The organism is Synechococcus sp. 'PEA 65AY6A-5F PE A', assembly GCF_047462575.1.
In the GTDB taxonomy this organism is placed as follows: Bacteria; Cyanobacteriota; Cyanobacteriia; order Thermostichales; family Thermostichaceae; genus Thermostichus.
The window spans coordinates 1-20,766 of sequence record NZ_JAOALE010000045.1; the positions used below are offsets into that span (position 1 = coordinate 1).

26 protein-coding genes, 1 tRNA gene and 1 pseudogene are annotated in these 20,766 nt (G+C 61.3%); 13 read left to right on the forward strand and 15 right to left on the reverse strand.

The genetic code is table 11. The features are described 5' to 3' along the window. Positions 1-63: 63 nt before the first annotated feature. The 3 genes and pseudogenes from GG26_RS12155 to GG26_RS12165 all read left to right on the forward strand — a co-directional run. A pseudogene (locus GG26_RS12155) lies at positions 64-246 on the forward strand (hypothetical protein); the annotation flags it as partial. A 23-nt stretch (positions 247-269) separates the two neighbouring features. After that, positions 270-599 (forward strand): hypothetical protein, encoded by a 330-nt coding sequence (locus tag GG26_RS12160; RefSeq protein ID WP_414390889.1) that lies wholly within the window; start codon positions 270-272, stop codon positions 597-599. A 43-nt stretch (positions 600-642) separates the two neighbouring features. After that, a complete protein-coding gene (locus GG26_RS12165) occupies positions 643-2,283 on the forward strand; it encodes a 2-isopropylmalate synthase (protein WP_011431034.1) in 1,641 nt (546 codons plus the stop codon). 24 nt (positions 2,284-2,307) lie between these two features. On the opposite strand, the gene GG26_RS12170 is transcribed toward GG26_RS12165, so the two are convergent. The 5 genes from GG26_RS12170 to GG26_RS12190 all read right to left on the reverse strand — a co-directional run bounded on the left by GG26_RS12170 (position 2,308) and on the right by GG26_RS12190 (position 5,876). Beyond that, on the reverse strand, positions 2,308-3,339 hold the full coding sequence (locus GG26_RS12170) for an ATP-binding cassette domain-containing protein (protein ID WP_011431035.1): 1,032 nt from the start codon (positions 3,337-3,339) through the stop codon (positions 2,308-2,310). A gap of 132 nt (positions 3,340-3,471) precedes the next feature. Continuing rightward, complete coding sequence (locus GG26_RS12175; RefSeq protein WP_011431036.1) at positions 3,472-3,675, reverse strand: phycobilisome linker polypeptide; 204 nt, start codon at positions 3,673-3,675, stop codon at positions 3,472-3,474. Between the two features lie 140 nt (positions 3,676-3,815). Continuing rightward, positions 3,816-4,301 (reverse strand): allophycocyanin subunit beta, encoded by a 486-nt coding sequence (gene apcB, locus GG26_RS12180; protein WP_011431037.1) that lies wholly within the window; start codon positions 4,299-4,301, stop codon positions 3,816-3,818. Between the two features lie 60 nt (positions 4,302-4,361). Next, positions 4,362-4,847, reverse strand: a complete 486-nt coding sequence (apcA, locus tag GG26_RS12185; RefSeq protein WP_011431038.1) for an allophycocyanin subunit alpha — start codon at positions 4,845-4,847, stop codon at positions 4,362-4,364. A 321-nt stretch (positions 4,848-5,168) separates the two neighbouring features. Next, positions 5,169-5,876 carry a hypothetical protein gene (locus tag GG26_RS12190; protein WP_414390871.1) on the reverse strand — a complete coding sequence of 236 codons (708 nt, stop codon included), beginning with the start codon at positions 5,874-5,876 and terminating at the stop codon, positions 5,169-5,171. Positions 5,877-6,161: 285 nt separating this feature from the next. Here GG26_RS12190 and GG26_RS12195 point away from each other — a divergent pair, with 285 nt between their 5' ends. The 7 genes from GG26_RS12195 (at position 6,162) to GG26_RS12225 (ending at position 12,302) form a co-directional block, all read left to right on the forward strand. Continuing rightward, positions 6,162-7,406: an HhoA/HhoB/HtrA family serine endopeptidase gene (locus GG26_RS12195; protein WP_414390874.1), complete on the forward strand. Its 1,245-nt coding sequence runs from the start codon at positions 6,162-6,164 to the stop codon at positions 7,404-7,406. Between the two features lie 151 nt (positions 7,407-7,557). Then, positions 7,558-8,457, forward strand: a complete 900-nt coding sequence (locus GG26_RS12200; protein ID WP_011431041.1) for a glycine betaine ABC transporter substrate-binding protein — start codon at positions 7,558-7,560, stop codon at positions 8,455-8,457. Positions 8,458-8,478: 21 nt separating this feature from the next. Beyond that, the gene (locus tag GG26_RS12205; protein WP_011431042.1) at positions 8,479-9,447 is read left to right on the forward strand and encodes an ABC transporter ATP-binding protein; all 969 of its coding nucleotides are present in this window, start codon (positions 8,479-8,481) and stop codon (positions 9,445-9,447) included. Then, a complete protein-coding gene (locus tag GG26_RS12210) occupies positions 9,444-10,061 on the forward strand; it encodes an ABC transporter permease (protein ID WP_011431043.1) in 618 nt (205 codons plus the stop codon). The genes GG26_RS12205 and GG26_RS12210 overlap by 4 nt, the downstream gene beginning before the upstream one ends. Before the next feature lie 197 nt (positions 10,062-10,258). Continuing rightward, on the forward strand, positions 10,259-10,849 hold the full coding sequence (locus GG26_RS12215) for a sigma-70 family RNA polymerase sigma factor (RefSeq protein ID WP_011431044.1): 591 nt from the start codon (positions 10,259-10,261) through the stop codon (positions 10,847-10,849). A gap of 20 nt (positions 10,850-10,869) precedes the next feature. Continuing rightward, on the forward strand, positions 10,870-11,637 hold the full coding sequence (locus GG26_RS12220; protein WP_011431045.1) for an anti-sigma factor domain-containing protein: 768 nt from the start codon (positions 10,870-10,872) through the stop codon (positions 11,635-11,637). Between the two features lie 5 nt (positions 11,638-11,642). Further along, positions 11,643-12,302 carry a VanW family protein gene (locus tag GG26_RS12225; protein WP_228375280.1) on the forward strand — a complete coding sequence of 220 codons (660 nt, stop codon included), beginning with the start codon at positions 11,643-11,645 and terminating at the stop codon, positions 12,300-12,302. Between the two features lie 93 nt (positions 12,303-12,395). On the opposite strand, the gene ubiE is transcribed toward GG26_RS12225, so the two are convergent. The 4 genes from ubiE to GG26_RS12245 all read right to left on the reverse strand — a co-directional run bounded on the left by ubiE (position 12,396) and on the right by GG26_RS12245 (position 14,950). Continuing rightward, entirely contained in the window at positions 12,396-13,106 is a 711-nt protein-coding gene (ubiE, locus tag GG26_RS12230) for a bifunctional demethylmenaquinone methyltransferase/2-methoxy-6-polyprenyl-1,4-benzoquinol methylase UbiE (RefSeq protein ID WP_011431047.1), read from the reverse strand. Positions 13,107-13,157: 51 nt separating this feature from the next. Next, a complete protein-coding gene (locus GG26_RS12235) occupies positions 13,158-13,898 on the reverse strand; it encodes a hypothetical protein (protein WP_099812898.1) in 741 nt (246 codons plus the stop codon). A gap of 102 nt (positions 13,899-14,000) precedes the next feature. Continuing rightward, the gene (locus tag GG26_RS12240; RefSeq protein WP_414390881.1) at positions 14,001-14,279 is read right to left on the reverse strand and encodes a hypothetical protein; all 279 of its coding nucleotides are present in this window, start codon (positions 14,277-14,279) and stop codon (positions 14,001-14,003) included. Positions 14,280-14,326: 47 nt separating this feature from the next. Continuing rightward, the gene (locus tag GG26_RS12245; RefSeq protein WP_168175284.1) at positions 14,327-14,950 is read right to left on the reverse strand and encodes a CatB-related O-acetyltransferase; all 624 of its coding nucleotides are present in this window, start codon (positions 14,948-14,950) and stop codon (positions 14,327-14,329) included. 179 nt (positions 14,951-15,129) lie between these two features. Here GG26_RS12245 and cobU point away from each other — a divergent pair, with 179 nt between their 5' ends. The 3 genes from cobU (at position 15,130) to GG26_RS12260 (ending at position 16,809) form a co-directional block, all read left to right on the forward strand. Further along, on the forward strand, positions 15,130-15,693 hold the full coding sequence (gene cobU / locus GG26_RS12250) for a bifunctional adenosylcobinamide kinase/adenosylcobinamide-phosphate guanylyltransferase (protein ID WP_414390884.1): 564 nt from the start codon (positions 15,130-15,132) through the stop codon (positions 15,691-15,693). Between the two features lie 85 nt (positions 15,694-15,778). Further along, complete coding sequence (locus GG26_RS12255; RefSeq protein WP_011431052.1) at positions 15,779-16,267, forward strand: CRR6 family NdhI maturation factor; 489 nt, start codon at positions 15,779-15,781, stop codon at positions 16,265-16,267. Positions 16,268-16,272: 5 nt separating this feature from the next. Further along, positions 16,273-16,809, forward strand: a complete 537-nt coding sequence (locus tag GG26_RS12260; protein ID WP_099813339.1) for a hypothetical protein — start codon at positions 16,273-16,275, stop codon at positions 16,807-16,809. A 120-nt stretch (positions 16,810-16,929) separates the two neighbouring features. On the opposite strand, the gene GG26_RS12265 is transcribed toward GG26_RS12260, so the two are convergent. The 6 genes from GG26_RS12265 to GG26_RS12290 form a co-directional block, all read right to left on the reverse strand. Then, entirely contained in the window at positions 16,930-17,394 is a 465-nt protein-coding gene (locus GG26_RS12265) for a YbhB/YbcL family Raf kinase inhibitor-like protein (RefSeq protein WP_041439166.1), read from the reverse strand. Positions 17,395-17,503: 109 nt separating this feature from the next. Then, a tRNA-Ser gene (locus tag GG26_RS12270) sits at positions 17,504-17,588 on the reverse strand. A gap of 79 nt (positions 17,589-17,667) precedes the next feature. Next, a complete protein-coding gene (locus GG26_RS12275; protein WP_011431055.1) occupies positions 17,668-18,084 on the reverse strand; it encodes a DUF2358 domain-containing protein in 417 nt (138 codons plus the stop codon). Then, positions 18,081-18,878 carry an MBL fold metallo-hydrolase gene (locus GG26_RS12280; RefSeq protein ID WP_011431056.1) on the reverse strand — a complete coding sequence of 266 codons (798 nt, stop codon included), beginning with the start codon at positions 18,876-18,878 and terminating at the stop codon, positions 18,081-18,083. The genes GG26_RS12275 and GG26_RS12280 overlap by 4 nt, the downstream gene beginning before the upstream one ends. Positions 18,879-18,882: 4 nt before the next feature. Continuing rightward, entirely contained in the window at positions 18,883-20,223 is a 1,341-nt protein-coding gene (locus tag GG26_RS12285) for a TldD/PmbA family protein (protein WP_011431057.1), read from the reverse strand. 12 nt (positions 20,224-20,235) lie between these two features. After that, entirely contained in the window at positions 20,236-20,724 is a 489-nt protein-coding gene (locus GG26_RS12290; protein WP_011431058.1) for a DUF4351 domain-containing protein, read from the reverse strand. Between the last annotated feature and the right edge of the window lie 42 nt (positions 20,725-20,766).

A 20,766-nucleotide genomic window follows, 5' to 3' on the forward strand; every position in this document is an offset into this window, starting at 1 on the left:
TCCCCCATCCCGCCAAGCTGCGCTGTGGCGGGAGTACCCCGGAGGTTCTGATGGCTGGTGGATGTGGGCTATGGAGATGCCTTTCGGGAGCCGTTGCGGCTGGGGGATCCCGGCATCCAAGCCCAGGCGGAAGGGCGCTACCGCCTCATCCCCTGGCCCGCAGCTCCCGCACGCTACTGGCGGGTTCAACAGGAACGACCGGATCGCACCTGGAAAACCCTCTTCCTGCTGGATTGGATCCCGCGTCAACTGCAGGAGTTCGAGCCCATGTGCCGCTTCCACCAAACGTCGCCGGCATCCAGGTTACCCGCCTGCGCCTGTGCAGCCTGGTCACCCCCAGCGGACGGATCACCCTCACCGCCTCCGCCAATGGCTCCGTTTTTAAATGGATCGAAACTACCCCAGAAGGCCGCCGGGAACGCCTGCTCAAGGACGAGAAAGAATACGAACACCTGCTCGCTTGCGCCTTCGGGATCCGCCTTCCCACAACCTCTTCTGCCCCTGAGAGAAAGATGGCAAGACCTACAGCCGCTCCGACAGAAGCCCGCCAGCTCTCTTCCAAACCCGATCCAAAACCCTATCCAGCAGTGCCAGAATAAGATGTCAAAATAAAGAACACTGTCTCGTTGTCCGACAAAGATTATGGATGCTGCGGCGGTTTCCACATTTGATGGCCAAGCCCTGGATCACGTGCTCATTTTCGACACCACCCTGCGCGACGGGGAGCAGTGCCCCGGCGCCACCCTCAACACCGAAGAAAAGCTGGCCATCGCCCGGCAACTGGCCCGGCTGGGGGTCGATATCATTGAAGCTGGGTTTGCCTATGCCAGCCCCGGGGACTTCGAGGCGGTGCAGAAGGTGGCCGAACAGGTGGGCACCCCCGATGGCCCTGTGATTTGCAGCCTGGCCCGCGCCCTCAAGGCCGACATCGAAGCGGCAGCCGAAGCCCTCAAGCCCGCCGCCAAGCCCCGCATCCACACCTTTATCTCCACCTCCGACATTCACCTTAAGTACCAGTTGCGCAAGACCCGCGCCGAAGTGCTGCAAATTGCCGAGGAGATGGTGGCCTACGCCAAGTCCTTCGTGGACGATGTGGAGTTCTCCATGATGGACGCCACCCGTTCCGATCCGGAGTTTCTCTACCAGGTGATCGAGGCAGCCATTCGGGCGGGAGCCAAAACCATCAACATCCCCGACACCGTCGGCTACAGCATGCCGGAAGAATTCGGCCAACTGATCAAGGGCATCCGCGAGAATGTGCCCAACATCAAGCAGGCCATCATCTCCGTCCACGGCCACGACGACCTGGGGGTCTCGGTGGCCAACTTTCTGGAGGCCATCAAGCAGGGGGCGCGGCAAGTGGAAGTGACCATCAACGGCATCGGCGAGCGGGCCGGCAACGCGGCGCTGGAAGAGTTGGTGATGGCCCTGCATGTGCGCCGCAGCTACTTCAACCCCTACTTTGGCCTGCCAGTCGACTCGGAAAAACCCCTCACCCACATCAAAACCCAGGAGATCTACCGCACCTCCCGCCTAGTCTCCAACCTCACCGGCATGTTGGTTCAGCCCAACAAGGCCATTGTTGGTGCCAACGCCTTTGCCCACGAATCGGGCATCCACCAGGACGGCATGCTCAAGAACCGCCAGACCTACGAGATTATGGACGCTCAGACCATCGGCCTGCAATCGAGCACGCTGGTGCTGGGCAAACACTCGGGCCGCAACGCCTTCCGTACCCGCCTCCGGGAGTTGGGCTTCGAGCTCTCAGAGCAGGATCTGAACAAAGCCTTCCTGCGCTTCAAAGAGCTGGCAGACAAGAAGAAGGAGATCACCGACCTGGATCTGGAGGCAATCGTCAACGATGAGACCCGCCCCGTGCCCGATCTCTACCGTCTGGAGCACGTGCAAGTGGTGTGCGGCAACCACGAGACCCCCACGGCCACGGTGCGCCTGATCACCCCTGAGGGCGAAGAGCGGGTGGACGCCGCCGTGGGCACAGGCCCGGTGGACGCGGTGTACAAAGCCATCAACCGCATCGTCAACATCCCCAACAAGTTGATCGAGTTTTCCGTCCAGTCGGTTACCGCCGGCATCGACGCCATGGGGGAAGTCACCATCCGGCTGCGCCACGAGGATCGCGTCTTCTCTGGCCACGCCGCGAATACGGACATCATCGTCGCCTCGGCCCAAGCCTACATGAACGCCCTCAATAAGCTTTACGCCGCTCTGCACGCAGCCCGCTCGACGGCTGAGCAACGGCAGGCCGCCACCCAGAAGATCTGATGGGCTACCGACAGGAGCGCCCCTCTAGGACCCGGCCGCAGGGATCCCTTCCGCAAACACCCGCCTGATTACTTCCTCAATCGGCGGGTCTGTTACCGTCAAGTCCAGCACCTCCAGATCTGCCAGGAGCTGGGCAACCGTTTGGGTGAGGTGTTCCCGCCGCACCCACAGCCGCACCTCACAGCCGCTGCCGGGATCCCCCTCGCTGCGCAGCTCTCCATAGACTTGCAATTGGGCGAGGGGGCAGGGGCGGGCCAATTCCAGCTTCACCTCGCGATAGGGGGCAAAGCGCTGCCGCAGCTCCTCGAGGCCGCCATCGTAAATGAGTTGCCCGGCGCTGATCACCAGCACCCGTTCACAGAGCGCCGTAATGTCGGCCATGTAGTGGCTGGTCAACAAGACTGTCGCCCCGTAGCGGCGGTTGTAATCCCGCAGAAATTGCCGCACGGCGGCCTGAGCGTTGACATCCAACCCCAAGGTCGGCTCATCCAAGAACAAGATCTGCGGCCGGTGGATCAGGGCCGCCAGCAGTTCCGCCTTCATCCGCTCCCCCAGAGAAAGCTTGCGCACCGGCTGCTTCAGCTTGCCCTGCAGGTCGAGGAGCTCCGCCAACTCCCCCACCCGCTCCCGAAACTCCTTTTCCGGGATCTCATAAACGGCGGCGTTAATCCGCAGGGAGTCCATTGCTGGCAGATCCCAGATAAGCTGTTGCTTCTGCCCCATCACCAGGGTAATCTGCTGCAGAAAAGCCCGCTCCCGCCGGTAGGGCACATGGCCGACCACCTGCAGCGTGCCCCCGGAAGGATAGATGAGACCCGCCAGCATTTTGAGGGTAGTGGTCTTGCCTGCCCCGTTCGGCCCCAAAAAACCCACCACCTCCCCCGGCTGAATCTGGAAGCTCATCGATTGCACCGCTGGGATGTAGTGATAGGTACGGCGAAAAAAGTGGCGCAATGTACCGATCACTCCCGCTTCCTTAATGGCTACCGGGTAAACCTTGCTCAGGTCGCGGGCAACGATGATCGGCTCAGGTCGGATTGGCACGTCAGACAACATAGCTCCTCACCCCCCCTAAAAAATCAGATCCGCTAGCCCAACTTCAAGGGCAAGCCTCCTGAGGCTGGGCATGTCGGATCTGGCTGGGGGTATTCTCAGGATCGGAGGAGAAACAGCGAACAGGCAGGGGAACTACAGCAGTCCTACGTCTATCCCAGGCTTGCCGGCGACCAGCTCCACTTTCAGGATGCGGCCACCCGACTTTTGGATACGCTGCTGCTCCCGAAACCAGTTGTCGTAGGGCACCAGCTTCGTGAAGTAGGTATTTTGCAGCTCCCGCTGGGTGCGAATGCGGGTTTGGCTGGGCACACAGGCCGTGATCTTAAACATGCGCATGATAAAGGATCCCTGCTGACAGCAAAATGAACTGGCTTGACCAACAAAACAGGCGACTCACCTCAGAAAGCTCGCGTACCCCAGTTAGCACACCAGATCCCTGCGGCAAATCGCCTGTCATGCTCGCTAGACAATGAACCTTAGCTCAGGCCGGAGCAGATGTAGTCGAAGTACACACCCATTTCCTTGCCAGCTTCAGGCCCCACCAGGGCGGCGGTCACTTCTTTCATGGCTTGGATGGCCTGAATGGTGGCTCCAATCGGCACCCCCAGCGAATTGTAGGTCTCCTTGAGCCCGTTCAACACCCGCTCGTCGAGGATGGAGGGATCCCCGGCCAGCATGGCGTAGGTGGCGTAGCGCAGGTAGTAGTCCATGTCGCGGATGCAAGCAGCATAGCGACGGGTGGTGTACATGTTGCCACCGGGACGGGTGAGATCGGAGTAGAGCAACGCCTTGGCCGCCGCATCTTTGACAATGGTGGAGGCGTTGGCCGCGATGGTAGCAGCTGCCCGCACCCGCAGCTCGCCCGTGGCGAAGAAAGCCTTTAACTTCTCCATGGCCGAGCTGTCGAGATACTTGCCCTGGACGTCGTAGCTATTGATCACAGCGGTAATTGCGTCTTGCATGATGAGCTTCCTAAATCTCTAATGAACGTTAAACAGTTGCGCGGTCAGAACAATGAGGGATTAACTCATTGCCCCCACCACAAAGTCAAAGTAGTAGCCGGCCTCAGCCGCGTCCTCAGGAGACAACAGACCCATGGCCACCTGCTTCATTTGGCGGATGCTCTCGGCCACCGCCGGAATAGGCGTGCCCAAAGAGTTGTACATCTCCCGCACCCCCACCAAGCCGATCTCCTCGATCGGGGTGACATCGCCAGCAACGATCCCATAGGTGATGAGGCGCAGGTAGTAGTCCATATCCCGCAGGCAAGTTGCCGTCATCTCCTCTCCGTAAGCATTGCCACCTGGGGAGACGATGTCAGGACGCTTCTGGAAGAGTTGATCGGCAGCTTGCTTGACGATGCGCTCACGAGACTCGGTCAAGACTTGAGCGATGCGCAGCCGCTTCTCGCCGGAGGTAACAAAGGACTTGATCCGATCCAGCTCCCCCGGGCTGAGGTAGCGGGCCTCTGCATCCGCATTCACAATCGATTTCGTGACAACACTCATGGACATCCATCCTCAAGTCAATTTTTTAAAGAGTATGGCGAGCATACCCGCAAGCTATTTTCCGACATGCTTGCCGTCTGCCATCTCAGATCTTCACACTTCTTAAAATGTCTCCCAGGAAAGGAGCACTCCCTTCCCGCCAAGGGGGAGGTTGGTTAAGCGTAAAACAGCCCCCGATGGTCTGGCCGGAGTAGCCCCAGGCAGCCGCAGATTGACCAACCCCTGCTCAGCTTTTCGGAGTGGTCAACAGCTTGAGGATGGGCAGTGTGGCAAGGGATGGCGGTCGGCGCTGGGGAGTTAAGTTTTGCTTTTCAGGTGTCGCTAGGGCAGATAGGGCTGAAAGTCCTGAGTGACCGTCAGGGTCAAGTTGGCGTTGGGATCGATCACCGCCACCTCTGGCGCCGTCACATTGCCGATTACAGCCCCCGCTGCCGCTCCGCCCAGCACCTTCTCCGTCGAGATCACCCGGTCGCCAAACAGGCCGCCCAAGATCGCCCCTGCCGCCGCCCCGATCAGGGCATCCTGCATAACTGCCTCTGCAGAAGTGTGGCGGGGATCCTTGCGCAGCGGGATCACCTGGCTTTGGGCGTAGAGAGGATAGGATTGGCCGTTGAAAATCAAAGCTCGCGAGACAAACTGGGTGCCGCCGCTCACCGGTTGGAATTGGCCTTCCAAAACGGCCCCCGCCGGGACGACCGTGTTGCCGTAGATGTCCCGCAGAGGAGTATCCAAGCTAAGGCTGACAGCACGGGTTTCCCCAGGGGCAATCAAGAGGGTTTCTGGAGAGCGATGCACCGCCTGGATCAGATCCCCAGAGCGCAATAGCAACGTGGTTTGCAGTTGAAAGGGCTGGCCAGGTTGCAGGGGTTGAGGGCCAGGGGGAAGGGGGCGAGGATTCACAGGACGCCATCCCTCACCGGCAGGCGGTGGTGGCAAGGGCCCCATTTGGGCCAAAACTGGGGCGGCCATCTGCGCTGAGAGCAATCCGCCAAGCAGAGGAGCCAACAGGCGGCTGGCTGGGTTGGTCATGGTCTTACCCCCATTCATCATTCCTACGCTAGCTGCAAACCGGACAAAACCGGGAGCCTTTCGGGCCTTACCTATCTTTTACCTATCTTGATCAAAGCCAACTGAATGGAAATGGGCTACCTCAGGTGAGCAGATTCCGCTGCTCTTCGCTCCAGACAGAAGTACGGAAAAACGCTAGGGTTGCCCACTCTGGGATCCCTGCTGTCCATGTTAGATTAGGCTCTAGGTTTCTTCCCCTGCGTGGGGCCGAAGTCTTTCACCAATCCCAACCCTCTTCTTGTAGCCATGAAGCGCAGCACATCCATGCCGGGCCAGCCCTCTCCCGGGTCAGAAGCTTCCGCCCAACCTGCTCAATCCTCTTTCCAGCCTTTTGCCATCTCCACTTGGAAGTCTCTTCTCTCGTCAGTGCTGCTGGTGCTCTTGGGCATTGGGCTGGGAGCGGCTCTGGTGGGAGGCAAGGGGGTATCTGCCCAAACGACGGCAACCCCGCCCCAACTGAACCTGAATTTTATTGCCGAGGTGGCGCAAAGGGTGGGGCCGGCGGTGGTGCGCATCGATTCCGAGCGGACGGTGAGCGTCCCGGGCGCCTTCCCAGAGGAGTTTTTCAGCGATCCCTTTTTCCGGGACTTCTTTGGCCAGGTGATCCCCCCCATTCCGCGGCAGCGACGACAGCAGGGCACCGGCTCCGGCTTCATCATCAGCCCGGATGGCCAGATCATCACCAATGCCCACGTGGTCGAGGGATCCGACAAGGTGACGGTGACGCTCAAGGATACCCGCAGCTTTGACGGCAAGGTAATCGGCACCGATCCGGTGACGGATATCGCCGTGGTGAAGATCGAGGCCCAGAACCTGCCGACGGTGAAGCTGGGTCGCTCCGAGCTCCTCGAGCCGGGCCAGTGGGCCATCGCCATCGGCAACCCGCTGGGGCTGGACAACACCGTAACCGCCGGGATCATCAGCGCTTTGGGCCGCTCCAGCGGCGAGATCCGCGTGCCCGACAAGCGGGTGTCCTTTATCCAGACGGATGCGGCCATCAACCCCGGCAACTCCGGCGGCCCCCTGCTCAACGCCCAAGGGGAGGTGATCGGGGTCAACACGGCCATCATCCAAGGGGCGCAGGGGCTGGGCTTTGCCATTCCCATCGAGACGGCCCAGCGGGTGGCCAACCAGTTGATCGCCCGCGGCAAGGTGGATCACCCCTACCTGGGCATTCGTATGCTCACCCTCACCCCCGACCTGAAGGAGCGCCTCAACCAGGATCCCAACAGCCGCATCTTCGTGACGGTGGATCAGGGGGTGCTCATCGGCGAGGTGATCCAGGGATCCCCGGCAGAGCGGGCGGGCCTGCGCGCCGGAGACATCATTCTCGCCATCAATGGTCGCGCCGTCACCACCGCCGACCAAGTACAACAAGAGGTAGAGCGCACCGAGGTGGGCAGCACCCTGGAGCTGGAGATCGAGCGAGCTGGGCGGCGGCAGAAGATCCGGGCCGTTACCGGCTCCTTCCCGGCCTCCGGCAGAAGCTAAGGGGATATTGCTGGGGGTGAGGGTTGGCAGTTCCAGCTCAGGGAAATTAATGGTTTAATGGTGGCCTAACAGTCGAAACTTCCTGGCCCAGGCCGGAACGCTCTCGGCGGGGCCGCTTGTCTTGAGTTGGGGATCCCTTCTCACCTTGCCTATGCTGAAAACCACCCGTCGCCTGGCTCTGCTGGCCCTGTCGGGGCTGGCAGCCCTTGTTCTCGCCCCTCAAGCGGGCTTTGGCAAGCCGATTGTCGTTGGCTCTAAGGACTTCACCGAGCAGTTTATCTTGGGGGAAATGTACGCCTTGGCCCTGGAGGCGGCGGGGTTGGCGGTGGAGCGCAAGCTCAACTTGGGGGGAACGCCGGTGGCCCATGCCGGCCTGTTGAGCGGCGAGATCGATCTCTACCCGGAGTACACCGGCACCGGTCTGCTGACGGTGCTCAAGCTGCCCACCAGCAGCGACCCGGCCCAGGTATACGCGACGGTGGCCCGCGAGTACGAGCGTCAGTTCCAACTGATTTGGCTGGATCCGGCCCCCATGAACAACACCCAGGCCCTGGCCATGACCCGCGCCAGAGCGGCAGAGTTGGGCATCGCTACCATCTCAGACATGGTGGCCAGAGCGAGCGAGCTGGTGATGATCGGGCCGCCGGAGTTCCAGGCCCGCGAAGATGGCCTGCCGGGGCTGCAAGCAGTCTACGGCAACTTTCGCCTCAAGGCCTACAAGGCGGTGGATCCCGGCCTGCGCTACCAGGGCTTGGTCAATGGGGAGGCGGATGTGGCGGTGGCCTTTGGCACCGATGGGGAAATTGCCGCCTTTGACCTGGTGGTGCTCAAGGACGACAAGCAGCTTTTCCCCCCTTACCAGGTGGCGCCGGTAGTGCGCAAAGATACCCTGGAAGCCAACCCCGGCATCGCCACCGCTTTGAACGCCCTTTCCCCCCTGTTGACGGACGAGGTGATGCAGCGGCTGAACTACGAGGTAAGCGGCAAGCGCAGGGAGCCGGCAGAGGTGGCGAGAGCCTTCTTGGTGGAGGCCGGCATCTTGAAAGAGTAGCCCGTTGCACGAGGCCCTGGCGTGAGCACTCTTGAGTTCGAGCGGGTATCGCTGCGCTTTCCCCACAATTCCCGTCCGGCCGTGGAGGAGTGCAGTTTTTCCGTGGCCTCGGGCCAGTTGGTGGTCATCCTCGGCCCTTCCGGCTGCGGCAAAACCACCCTTCTAAAAATGGTGAACCGGCTGCTGGAGCCCACCCAAGGACAGATTCGCCTGGATGGGCAGGATATCCGCCGCTTTCCGGTGACGGCGCTGCGCCAGCGCATCGGGTATGTCATCCAGCAGGTGGGGCTGTTTCCCCACATGACGGTGGCCCAGAATGTGGCGGTGGTGCCGCGACTTTTGGGCTGGCCAAGGGAGCGCATCCGCGAGCGGGTGGACGAGCTGCTCAGCTTGGTCAACCTGCCCCCCCAAGAATACCGACGTCGCTACCCGGCTCAACTCTCGGGCGGCCAACAGCAGCGGGTGGGGCTGGCGCGGGCGCTGGCCGGGGATCCGGATCTGCTGCTGATGGACGAGCCCTTTGGTGCCCTCGACGCCATCACTCGTGGCAAGCTGCAAGACGAGATCCTACACCTGCAACGGCAACTAAAAAAGACTATCCTCTTCGTCTCCCACGACGTGGAAGAGGCGCTGCGCCTGGCAGATCGCATCCTGGTGATGCAGCAGGGGCGGGTGGTACAGTTCGACACTCCCTTGCGGCTGCTCACCCAGCCGGCCACCCCCTTTGTCCGAGAGCTGCTGGGGGCAGACGACATGGTGCGTCAGTTGAGCGTGCTGCGGGTGGAAACGGCGATGGAGCGGATCCCGCACAACCACCAGATCCAGGAGGGGGCGGTGGTGAAACCCCAGGAAACCCTGCGGCGGGCCTTGTCGCTGCTGTTGCGCACGGGGGCAGCAGCTCTCACAGTGTGGGAAGACGGGCGGGCCATTGGCATCGTTACCCTGGATCACATCCGCCATCTGGCCATGCTGGAGGGGGGATCCGCATGAGCTATCTTCTCAGCAACCCCGGCCTGGTGTGGCAGCTTACCCAAGAGCACCTGGCGATGGTGGCAACAGCCTTGGGGATTGCCCTGGTGCTGGCGCTGCCGTTGGCTTTGCTGGTGCACCAGGTGCGCTGGCTGGCCCTGCCGGTGATGGGGATCCTCAGCATCCTGTACACAGTGCCCAGCCTGGCCCTAATCATCTTGTTGGTTCCCTACTTTGGCCTCAATGCCCGCTCGGTGGTGGTGGCGATGGTGCTCTACACGCAGGTGATCTTGGTGCGCCATTTTTACGTGGGCCTGCGCTCGGTGGAGCCTGCCATTCTGGAGGCGGCCAAGGGCTTGGGGATGAACTTCTGGCAGCGGTGGTGGCAGGTGCAGGTGCCCCTCATGCTGCCGGTTGCCCTGGCCGGCTTGCGGCTGGCGGCAATTGTGGCCATTGCCATCGCCACGGTGGGGGCTAAGTTTGGGGCGGGAGGGCTGGGCACCCTGCTTTTTGAGGGCATTGCCCAGGCCGGTCGCTACGACAAGATCTGGGCCGGATCTTTGGCCGTGGGATCCTTGGCCTTGCTGGTGAACACGGCCCTGTGGGGGCTGGAGTGGGCGGCCCGCCGCGGCTAAAGAGAGCCAGAGCCTTTTTCAAGTCGCTGGAGACAGCCCCCCTCGCAAGACGGAACAACGGTCTGCCCCTGCCATTTTACGAAGAGCTATAGCATGGACGAGAAGCCAAGTACTTCTCCAGGCGAGACGATTCCAGCCTCCTGCTATTCGGTGCCGCTTGGAAAGACCGTAGCTTTATAGAGTGGGCCTGACGCAACATGGGTGAGCAACCTCCGCTAAGGGATTGGCCTTCTCGCAGCGATGGGGAACTGATGGAGGCTATCCGAGAGAGGCAAGGGGCAGCGCTGGGGGTGCTTTACGACCGCTATGCCGGCTTGGTCTATGGGCTGGCCCTCCAGATCCTGGGCCATGTGGCCGAGGCGGAAGATCTGACTCAGGCGGTGTTTGTCGAACTGTGGCGCAAAGCCAGCTATGATCCGCAGCGGGGATCGGTGAGCAGTTTTCTCTGTCTGTTGACCCGTTCGCGTGCCATCGACCGTCTGCGTTCCCAAGACAGCTCTCAACGTCTTTTGAAGCACTGGCAATCTCTGCTCGCCGCCGAGAACAGGGCGCCGGCCCCCTTTGAGCAGCTCTCCCTCGAGGAGCGACGGCAAGCCGTACAAGAGGCCCTCGGCCAACTGCCGGAAAGCCAACGGCAGGTTCTAGAGTTGATCTACTACCAGGGGCTGAGCCAGGCGGACGTTGCCCGACACCTGGGGATCCCGCCGGCAACCGTTAAAGCCCGCGCTCGCCAAGCCCTCTGCAAGTTGCGGGGATCCCTGCGCGCGCTCCTTGAGGTTTGGAGTTAGGTTCTGTTGTCGGCCTGGCCATGTTTGCATCCCATTTGCCCCTTGCATCGGAAGAACAGGAAGAACTGGCCGGCTATCTGCTGGGGGATTTATCTCCTGAGCAGGCAAGCGCCCTAGAGGCACGCCTAACCCAAGACCCACGGTTGCTGGCGGAATTGCAGGCTTTGCAAGAAACCCTGCACCTGTTGCCCTACGGCTTGCCGGGGGTGATCCCGCCGGCCAGCTTGCGGGGCAAGGTGATGGCAGAGGCGGGCATTGAGCAGGTGCCGACACCTCTTCAGCCGGCCCTGTCCTCTCTGGGGTTCGGTCGCCTCACCGCTGAGTGGCGCTGGCTGGGGGGGTTGGCGGCAGTGGTTTTGGCCCTGCTGGTTTTCGACAACTGGCGACTGCGGCAGGCGCTCCAACTGGCCCGCCTAGAATCGGTGCAGGCGCTGGCCCATTTGCTGCAACAGCCGGGATCCCGCCTGGTCAATTTGCAGGGAGAGGCGGCAGCGGCTAACCTCCTCTATCGCCCAGGAGAGTGGCAGGAGGTGGTCTTGGCGGCGAGGGATCTGCCCCAACCGGCCCCTGGGGAGCGTTACCATCTCTGGCTCAAGCTGGAGGACGGCGAGACCCTCCACTGCGGCAACTTTCAAGTGGATGCCCAGGGATCCGCGCTTGTCGCCTTACGTCCGCCGCGCCCGCTGCCAGAGGACGCTCGCCCCCAAGAGGTGCTGGTTACGGCCCAAGCCGCTGCCGTCCCTCGCAAACCCCAGGGCAAGGTTCTTCTCAAAGCCAGGGTGTTCTAGGAGAAGTGAGGGGAAAGCTAGCGCTGCGGGGATTGGCCTTATCGGTGGGGTTGGCCCTGGCCCTGCTGGCTTTGTGGTGGATGGATCCCACCCCAACCACCCTGAGCCAATACACCACTTCCTTACAGGAGCGCACTCTCCCACAGCTCCACAACATCCGCCAAGCAGTCCAAAGCCTGGATGGGGTTTACATTCAGCCGGGGGCGGTTTTTTCTTTCAACCAGGTGGTGGGGCCGCGCACCCTGGAGCGGGGCTATCTGCCTGCGCCGGTATTCATGGTGGCCGAAACCCTGGATTCGGTTGGCGGCGGGATCTGTCAAGTCTCCTCCAGCCTTTACAATGCGGCTCTGCTGGCGGGGCTGGAAGTGGTGGAAAGGCACCCCCATTACCGGCAGGTGGAGTCGGTGCCGCCAGGGCTAGATGCCACGGTTTGGTACGGCTTGGCCGATCTCAGGTTGCGCAATCCTTTCCCTTGGCCAGTACGCCTGCGCTTTCAGATCCGCGGCCAAACTCTAATCGTGTCGGTGCTGGGACGGGGATCCCACCCTGCTCCAGCCATTCCACCCATCCGCGTAGAGCAGCGGCGACTGGATCCCCAGCATTTGCAGGTAAGCGTCTATCGCGGTAACGAGCGCCTCTCCCAAGATCGCTACGTTGCTCCCTAGCTGCCAAAACCGTCTTGGCGAAGTCCGCTGCACCTTCTGGGGAACCGCATCCTAAGCTGCCTCTTTAAGGAGCAAGGGGACAAGCCGTTTGGATCATCTTCCAATCACCAGCACCCCCATCATGCCACCGGCTAGGGGATAAAACTTGGCAACAGAAAACCCTACCTGCAAGGCCATTTGCTGCTGCTCTTGGCCAGATGGGAAACCATCCAAACTGGGATCGATGTAGGCATATTCAGATGCCAATCCCAGAGCTTGCGCCCGGGCGACGACCTGGGTGTTCAGGTACCAGCGCTGGAAGTCCGCAAGGAAAGGGATCCCTGTGGGGCGATGAAAGTCCAAGAGAGCGGCGCGACAGCCGGGCTTGAGCACCCGGTAAATCTCCCGCAACGCTTGAGGGATATCGGTTACGTTGCGCAGACCGTAGCCCATTGTAACGGCATCAAAGCTGGCGTTGGGAAAAGGCAAGGCCAAAGCATCTCCCAATACCCACTCTAGGGAGTAGCCGGGGAAAAGACGGGAGCGCCGCCGAGCAATCTCCAGCATGGCCGGGGAGAAATCCAGGCCGACCACCTGTCCGCTTCGTCCCACCCGCCGGGCCAGTTGCAGCGCCAGGTCGCCGGTGCCGCAGCAGAGATCCAACACCTGCCCGCCAGGGCCGGCGCCCGACCAGCGCACAGCCATGCGCTTCCAAACCTGATGCAGGCCCAGGCTCAGGGTTTGGTTGAGGGCATCGTAGTGGGGGGCGATGCGGTCGAATAGCTCCCGAATCTGCTCAGGGCGCTCAAAGGTTGGGCTGGGCACCGCTTCTCAACTCCGCTTTGCATCAGTCGTGGCCGCAGTCACCAGACGGGACTACTGCGGCACCGGGATCCCGCTCACCCCGACTCGGTGGCGGCGGCTGGGATAATCGGCCAGGCTCAAGGACAAAGACCGGGATCCGGCCAAGCTGGAGGCGGGGATGCGAACAGTTCCCTGGAAGACTTGGCTGTTGGGAGGCAGCTCCCCAGGCAGGCCTTGGGTGAGGGCGTTGATCGACCGTCCGGTGTCGTCGGTAACGTTCAGGAAGCTGTAGAGAAAACGCACCGTCTCCGCCGAATTGTTCTGCATCGCCACGTTCAAAACCACCTGCCCTCCCTCGCGGCGAACCGAGAGCACCTGCATGGCAACCTGCCCGCCGGCAGCCACTTGCCGAGGTGGGGGAGGTGGTGTAAACACCGGTGGCGGCGAGGGGCGCGGCGGTTGGGGAGAGGGAGAAGCAGGCCGCGGGGTGGGGGATGGGGCTGCCGCCAACTCAGGAGACAAGCGGGGGGTGGGCGTCGGGGTAGGTCTAGCCACGGGAACGGATGTAGGAGTGGAGAGAGGGGCGGGGGTGGGGGGGGGGCGCAGGCTCGCTTCCGCTGCTGCAATCACCGCGGCCTCGTTCAAGAGGGGCACGGTGCGGGGATCGCGAACGCCACGGGAGGAGGAAGCATTGCCGGCTGTGGTGACGGGAGAGGAGACCCCCGACAGGGCGCGCTGGCCGAAGAGGTAGCCCAAACAGGCGCTCAACACGGCTGTGAAGAAAAACGCACCCAGCCAAAACAGCGCTCCCAAGAATGGGGAGGTGAACTCTTGCGCTGGCCTGACCGATCTTCGCAAAGGATGCTCACTCCTGCTACCGGCTTGCTCTACCTATGATACGAAAGCGACGAGGAGCTAGGGATTCTCCGCTGGCCCAGAATCTTTGCGCTCTTGCTGCTGGGCGCAGAGAGCAGCGCTATCTAGGTTGGGCAGCCGTTCCCCCAACCACCAGCCTGGATCCTCCCAGTTCAGAGATCCCAGCCATTTCCCCGCCCGATCCGCCAAGACCAAGCCCAACAAAACCGGCGCAGTGGTGATCCCCAACGCCAGGCTCAGCCAAAGGGGAGGAAAGGTTGGCGAGGTGGCTGAAGCAGCACTTTGGCCAGGGGAAGATGCTGGCTTGGGATCCGTCATGTCTCTTGTAAAACTGCCCTTAATTGAGCCTTATCCTAGCTCCAAACTCACGGAGCCAGGAGCTTTTGCTTAAACTCAGCTAGTGCCGGAAGAGTTTCTTGGTTCAGGGGGCAACAAAGAAGAGGCGCTGCTTTACGTATGGCTTCAAGAGGCCAGTCCCACCAGCTAAGCTGGCTGAGCTGCTCGATTACCTCAGGTGAGAAGCGATAGCGAACTACTTTGGCTGGCACACCCGCAACAATCGCGTATGGTGGGACATCCCTAGTCACCACGGCACCCATTCCAACAACTGCTCCATTTCCAATTGTCACTCCTGAGCGAATCATGGCACCGTGGCCAATCCAAACGTCATGGCCAACCACAATGTCCCCGCGGGTCAGAGGGTGGCCTTCCAGGGCGCGCAGCTCGCTCCAACACTCAGGTAGATGAGTGAAGGGATAGGTAGTGGCCCAGTCAGTGTGGTGCTCATAGCCTGCAAAAAAATGCACCTCTCGTGCAATCGAGCTACAGCGGCCAATCTTTACCTGCGAAGGCTCTCCCATCCAATGGATAAAGAACTCATATCCATAGCTTAGGGAGCCAATAGTAACCAAGGGAAATGGTGCTAAGCCTCTGTAGGCAAAGTATGTTTTCTCCTCCAGTTGGGGACTATGTTCGATGCGGATGGGCATAGAACCTTAGGTCGCTAGATCGGGGCTTCACCTGCCAGAACGCAAGCCTCGGTAGAATGGGCTCAAAATCCGCCTAGGAGCTTCCAGATCTTAACCTAATTACGAACGAAGCCAGAAGAGGTAGAAGCTGCTAACCGCTAAGCTAACCTAGCGATAAACTTCTTCCTGACTGATGTCTAATGCCAATTGTGCTTATCTGTGGCCCTGCCCGCTGCGGCAAGAGTCGGCTGGCGGAGAGCCTAGCTGCCGCTTCCGGCCTGCCGGTCGTCTATTTGGCCACCGGCCCCAAGCCCGATCCCCAAGCCGACCCAGAGTGGGCGGAGCGGGTTCAGCAGCACCGGCAACGGCGTCCTTCCACTTGGCAAACCTGGGAAACCGGGCCCGACCTGGGGGCGGACCTGCAAAAGCTGTCTCAGCCCTGTTGTGCCCTGGTGGACTCTCTAGGCGGCTGGGTGGCGCAGGGTCTGGAGTGTTCCCCGGAGGAGTGGGATCCCTTGGTGGACGCTTTCTTGTCGGCCTTGCAGAGCTGGGCAGGAAAGGCGATCTTGGTCTCAGAAGAGGTAGGCTGGGGAGTGGTGCCCGCCTATCCGCTGGGGCGTCGGTTTCGCGATCGGATGGGAGAGCTCACCCAAAAGCTGGCCCCGCTGGCAGATCAGGTGTTCTTGGTGGCAGCAGGCTTTGTCCTCGACCTAGCTCGGCTGGGGATCCCGCTGGCAGGAGGGAATGGCCCAGAGCTGAGATAAGCTGCAAGGGGTTGACGGATGGGGTATCTTGCTTGCGGAAGCCCTCGCCTGGATCAAGACTGGGTTAAAGCGATTGCTTGTCGCCGTGCCAATTACCTTCCACCTACCTGCCAAAGCCATCCAGGCCTTGGATTTGACCCCGGGCCATGAATTGGTGAAAACCTTGATGGCGGATCCCGTTGGCGCCGCTCAGCAGGTACAGTGCGCCATCGATTGGCCGCGCAGCCCCGACGATCCGCGGGAGCTGTCGGAGATCCCAGAAGTGCGCCTGTGGTTCATCCGCTGGGATACGGTTTACCCCTGGATGCCCTACTTTCTCGATTGGCGCAGCGGCGAGCTGGCCCGCTACGCCGCTATGCTGGTGCCCCACCAATTCAACCCCCGCGAAGGGATCGTCTACAACCCGGAGGCGTTGGAGATCTTCGTCTACCAGAAGATTTTTGTGCTGATGCGCTGGTTTAAGCAGCAGAAACTGGGATCTGTCTCGATGCTGCGGGACATGGCCTTGGTGTTTGGCTTTGAGGTGCAACCCGAGTTTCTGAGCCTCTGGGAAGCCGAGACGGGGGAACCATGAGAGTGATGGTAGCAGACACCTGGCCTGGAACTCAGGCAGCACCAGGAGTGGCAGACTCCTGGCAGCAGGCGGTGCAACGCCCTTGGGGCCTGCTCGAAGTGGATCCCAGCCCTTCCGAAGCCCAGCTTAGAACCCTCTGGCAGCAGATTGCTGCCTGGAAGGGAGAGAAGGCCCCGCTGCTGGTGGTGCCTGGCAGCCTGGCCGATCCGATAGGGCCCGGCCAAACCTGGGCTGACCTAGCCCATGCCTGGGGGTTTGACGTGCTCTTGACGCTGCCCCAAGAGGCTGCTCTCAGCCAGGGAGCCGCTTTTGCAGCCTTGCTTCACCAAGCCAAGGCCCACTGCCTGGGATGGGTGTTGCTGGAATCTGAGTCGGCCTCCTCCCCAGAAGAAGAACCCGCTTTGATCTGGCAGTTGCAGGCCCACCTGGGGATCCCTGTCCTGGGTAGAAAAACGGCGGCGGGGCAAATTTTTTGGAGAGCGGAGATGTTGGATTTGCTTTCGGCAAGGCCCAGCTCCCGACTGGGGGCGCCCCTTGCTTGAGGTTCTCCCTTCCCAGCGAAGGGGATCCCCTTGCCCCTAGGACTCGTCGGCAGAAGGGAGCTGCCAAACCCTTGTCTGGCTTAGGCGCGGCGGCAAGCCGGGGCTTTAACCGCGGATCCCCTACCTTTTTCTTTGATAGGTGCCCATCAGTTGGGCCTGGGCAAGGAGGTGGCCTTCCATAGCCTGCAGCAGGGCTTCCTTCGTCGCCCCTGCAGCCAAAGACAGTTGCCGATCCAGGGCGTAGAGGGTGAAGAAGTAGCGGTGGGTGCCGCTGGGAGGACAAGGGCCACCGTAGTCGTTACGCCCCCAACTGTTTTGCCCATGCACAGCCCCCTGGGGCAAATCGGCATCGCCGCGGATCCCTTCTGGCAGGCTGCTAACGCTGGTGGGCAAGTTGTAGACCACCCAGTGGACAAAGGTGCCCCTGGGCGCGTCTGGGTCATCCATGATTAGGGCAAAGCTCTGGGTTTCCGAAGGTGCCCCCGACCAGGCTAGGGGTGGAGAGAGATCTTCCCCATCACAGGTGTAGCGGGAGGGGATGGATTCTGAGTGGGAAAAAGCGGAGCTGGTGAGTTGCAAAGCCATAATTTCTTCAGGTTTCAGCAACTGGCCATATCCTGCCACACGAGGGGACTGGGGGGTGGAGGGATATAGGGGGTCTCCTGCAGCTTCTACCTGAGGCGGGCCTCGATGACGGAGAGAGTGGGATTCGAACCCACGGTGAGTTGCCCCACACAGCATTTCCAGTGCTGCGCCTTCGACCACTCGGCCATCTCTCCAGAGGAGAGAAAACGACTTTTTAGCGAGCCTAAAAAGTCAGCTTTGTAATCCTAGCAGAGGTGTGGACCGGCAGTCAGCTCATTTGGCAGCCCCGACTCCCAAAATCTGCAGCATCACCTCCCAGCGGGAGCAGCGCCAGTGGTCGATGTGGGATCCGATCAACCCTGCTTCGTTGATCTGGATTTCTGTCCAGCCGGGGACGCACAGGCGGGGACGCCAGGGCAAAAAAGCCAGGGATCCCCTCAGCGTCCACTCGCTGCGGATGTGGTTGCCGCTCTGGTGGATGTCGTGCAGCTCGAGGTGGATATCCTGCAGCCAGCGTCCCAGGCTTTCGACCATGGCCCGATAGCGATCCAGGCCGCGAAACTCGTTGAGGGGATCCCGAAAATAAACTTGGGGATCGTAGATGGAGTAGGTTTGATCGCAAGGAAAGCGGGCGTAATCGGCCCGCAGGATGGCCACGAGATCGGGGGCGGCCTGAGAAGGAGGGCTCACGTCTTAACCTCAGCGGGAAGGGATACCGTCTCCCCCGGGGCAGGGCAGCACAACTGGATGGATTGGCCGGTGGCAGCGTTCAGGGATCCCAGCTTTTCCCGGAACTCCTCTAGGCTCCCCAGGGGGCGGATCTGGGCGGCAAACCAGCCGTGGTAGTCCACCTCTCCCATAGCGGTGGGAATCACCTGCTGCGGGCGCAGGGCGGCCACCACCTGCAGGGCCCGCTGCGGCCCCATGATCACCTCGCCCAAGAAGGGAAAGATCTGCCCTACCACCGGGATCAGCAGGGTGTGGATGGGGGTGAACTCCTGCTGCAGCCGCGGGCGGACATCCGGTTGGGAAAGGTGGGGCTCGTAGTAAAGCCGCGTCTGGGTCGGCAGCTCCTCCAGCAAAAAGCCCAGTTCCCGCACCGGCCCCAGGGGGGCGCCAGGAACCGCTGTGATGCCTAGATCTCCCCACTGCACGGACTGCCAGGGATCCAGGGCCTGCACCCTCATAAAGCCAAGGCTCCGCGCCACCCTGGCGGCTGTTGGAGAAGCGAAAACCGGGATCTGCTTGTCCAGCCGCTGCAGGGTGGGGGGGTGGCAGTGGTCGGGTTGGCCTTGGCTGAGGAGGATACCGTCGATTTTGGGCAGGGTTTCCGGCGTGAACGGCGGCATCTGGCGGTGCTGCAGGCGGATGAACCAGGGCAGGCCAAAGAACACCAAGGGATCCACCAGCCACGGATCCAGCAGGAAAGTCTGGGTCTGGGTATGGACTAGCCAACTGTTGAGGTCGATGCGGGTGAGTTTCATGGGGCTATTGGCCGGTGATGGAAAGATCGGCTACCCAAATGCGGGGACACAGACCACTAGGAGTGATTTGTGGCTCCGGCTCGACGTAGAAAATGGACTGCAAGAGTGCTAGAAAATCCCCCGCTACTGTCGCCGCCTCGATGCTGATGCGCTCCCCCTGGCGCACCCACCAGCCCTGGAAGGGCAGGGAAAAGGATCCCTGCAGAGGCTTGACTCCGGCATGGAGAGCCTGCAGCTCGTCAATCCAGACCACATTCTCAGCCGTGGCCAGGTCGTAGGTGCTCTCTGGCGGAGCCCCGGCAAAGACGTGGTAGTAGTGGGCTGCCACCGTCACCTTGGCGCCGATATTGGCGTGCCCCGTGGGCTGGGCCCCCAGGCGTTTGGCGGTGCCAGCGCTGTGCAAAAAGTGGGTCAGAACTCCGTTGGTAATCAGGGAAACGCGGCGGGTGGGGGTGCCTTCGCCGTCAAAGCTAATCGCGCTTACGTTAGTCGGGTGCAAGGCATCGTCACACACCGAAAGCAGCGGCGAGGCAATCTGCTGGCCCAGCGAGTCGGGGGTGGACAGGCTTTGGTTGTCCAAGATGTTCTGGGCGTTGAAGAGATTGGAGAAAGCCCCCAACAGGCTTAAAAAAGCTTCCCCAGAAAAAACCACCGTATATTTCCCCGAAGGGATCTGCGCGTACTCCAGGTGGCTGATGAGCTTCTCGGCGGCTTCTTTTACGCACCCCTGGATATCCAGCTCCTCTAGGCTGCGGGCCACCCGCATGGCGCCGGCGCTGCGGGGCTTGCGGCCTTCTTGTTCTGCTTTGCCGTAGAGAAAGACCGAGGCCAGAGTGTGGCCCTCCTGGCGCAGAGCTTGGTCGCTGTTGAGGTAAAAGCGGTCGATCTGTCGCTGGGCCAGGCCGTTGTAGGGCACCCCCTGGATGGCGGGATGGGATCCCAGCAAAGCCTTCTCGGCAGCCACCAGCTGATCTAGGAGCTCGCTGGCCAGCGCCAGGGGCCTTTTGTCATTACAGGGCTGGAGAATGGGCAGCTTCGCTTCTGGACTGAATTGGGGCGCGTGTTCCCGCACGCCGAAGTGGCTGGCCTCAAAGGCCGTCTGCAGAGCTAGTTCCAGCCCTGCTTCGTCCACATCGGTGGTGGAGGTCACCCCTACCTGGCCCTGGTCGTTCCAGGCCCGCACCGTCACACTGCAGCGGTGAGAAGCTTTTACCTGACGGGGCTCCCCCTGCTCCACCTGCACGCTGGTCTCATCCACTGCGGCTCCGTAGAGATCAAACTGGGGGATCCCCAGGTGTTTGGCGCACCTTTGCGCCTGTTCGGCCAAGAGTTCAACTTGCAGCATGTCATTCCTTCTCTACCGACGGGCCAGCCAGGCGGTCAAGTCCTCCACGCTGTTGAAATCCAGCAGCGCTTCCCCCAGCGCCTCCAGTTGCGACGGGGGCAAGGCCCAAATCCTGTTTTCCAGGGCCGGGTCAAGGGATCCCAGCTTCCGCCGCAAAAGCCGCAAAACCAGCGTTGCTTCTCCATGCTGCAGTCCCTGTTGCAGTCCCTGTTGCAATCCCTGTTGCAATCCCTGTTGCAGCCCTTGCTGCAGGCCCAGTTGCAGACCTTCTTTGCGCCCTGCTTCCAGCCCCTCCCGCAAAGCTTCCGAGCGCCACTCCTGGTAGATCACCGATTCCCTCATATCCAAAGACCTCATGATTTGCCGAATCAAACCCCGATCCAATGCTAGTCCCGCCAAAACGGCTGTTGCTGCTGCCAGTTCTCGCTGCTTGCTGGGGTCTGGCAAGCGCTCCAGCTCGGCAACGACTTCTCGTAAGGTTTCTACAGGATCCTGATACATTTACGCTGAACACTGCTGAGCATTACTGCTCAGCGGTGAAGC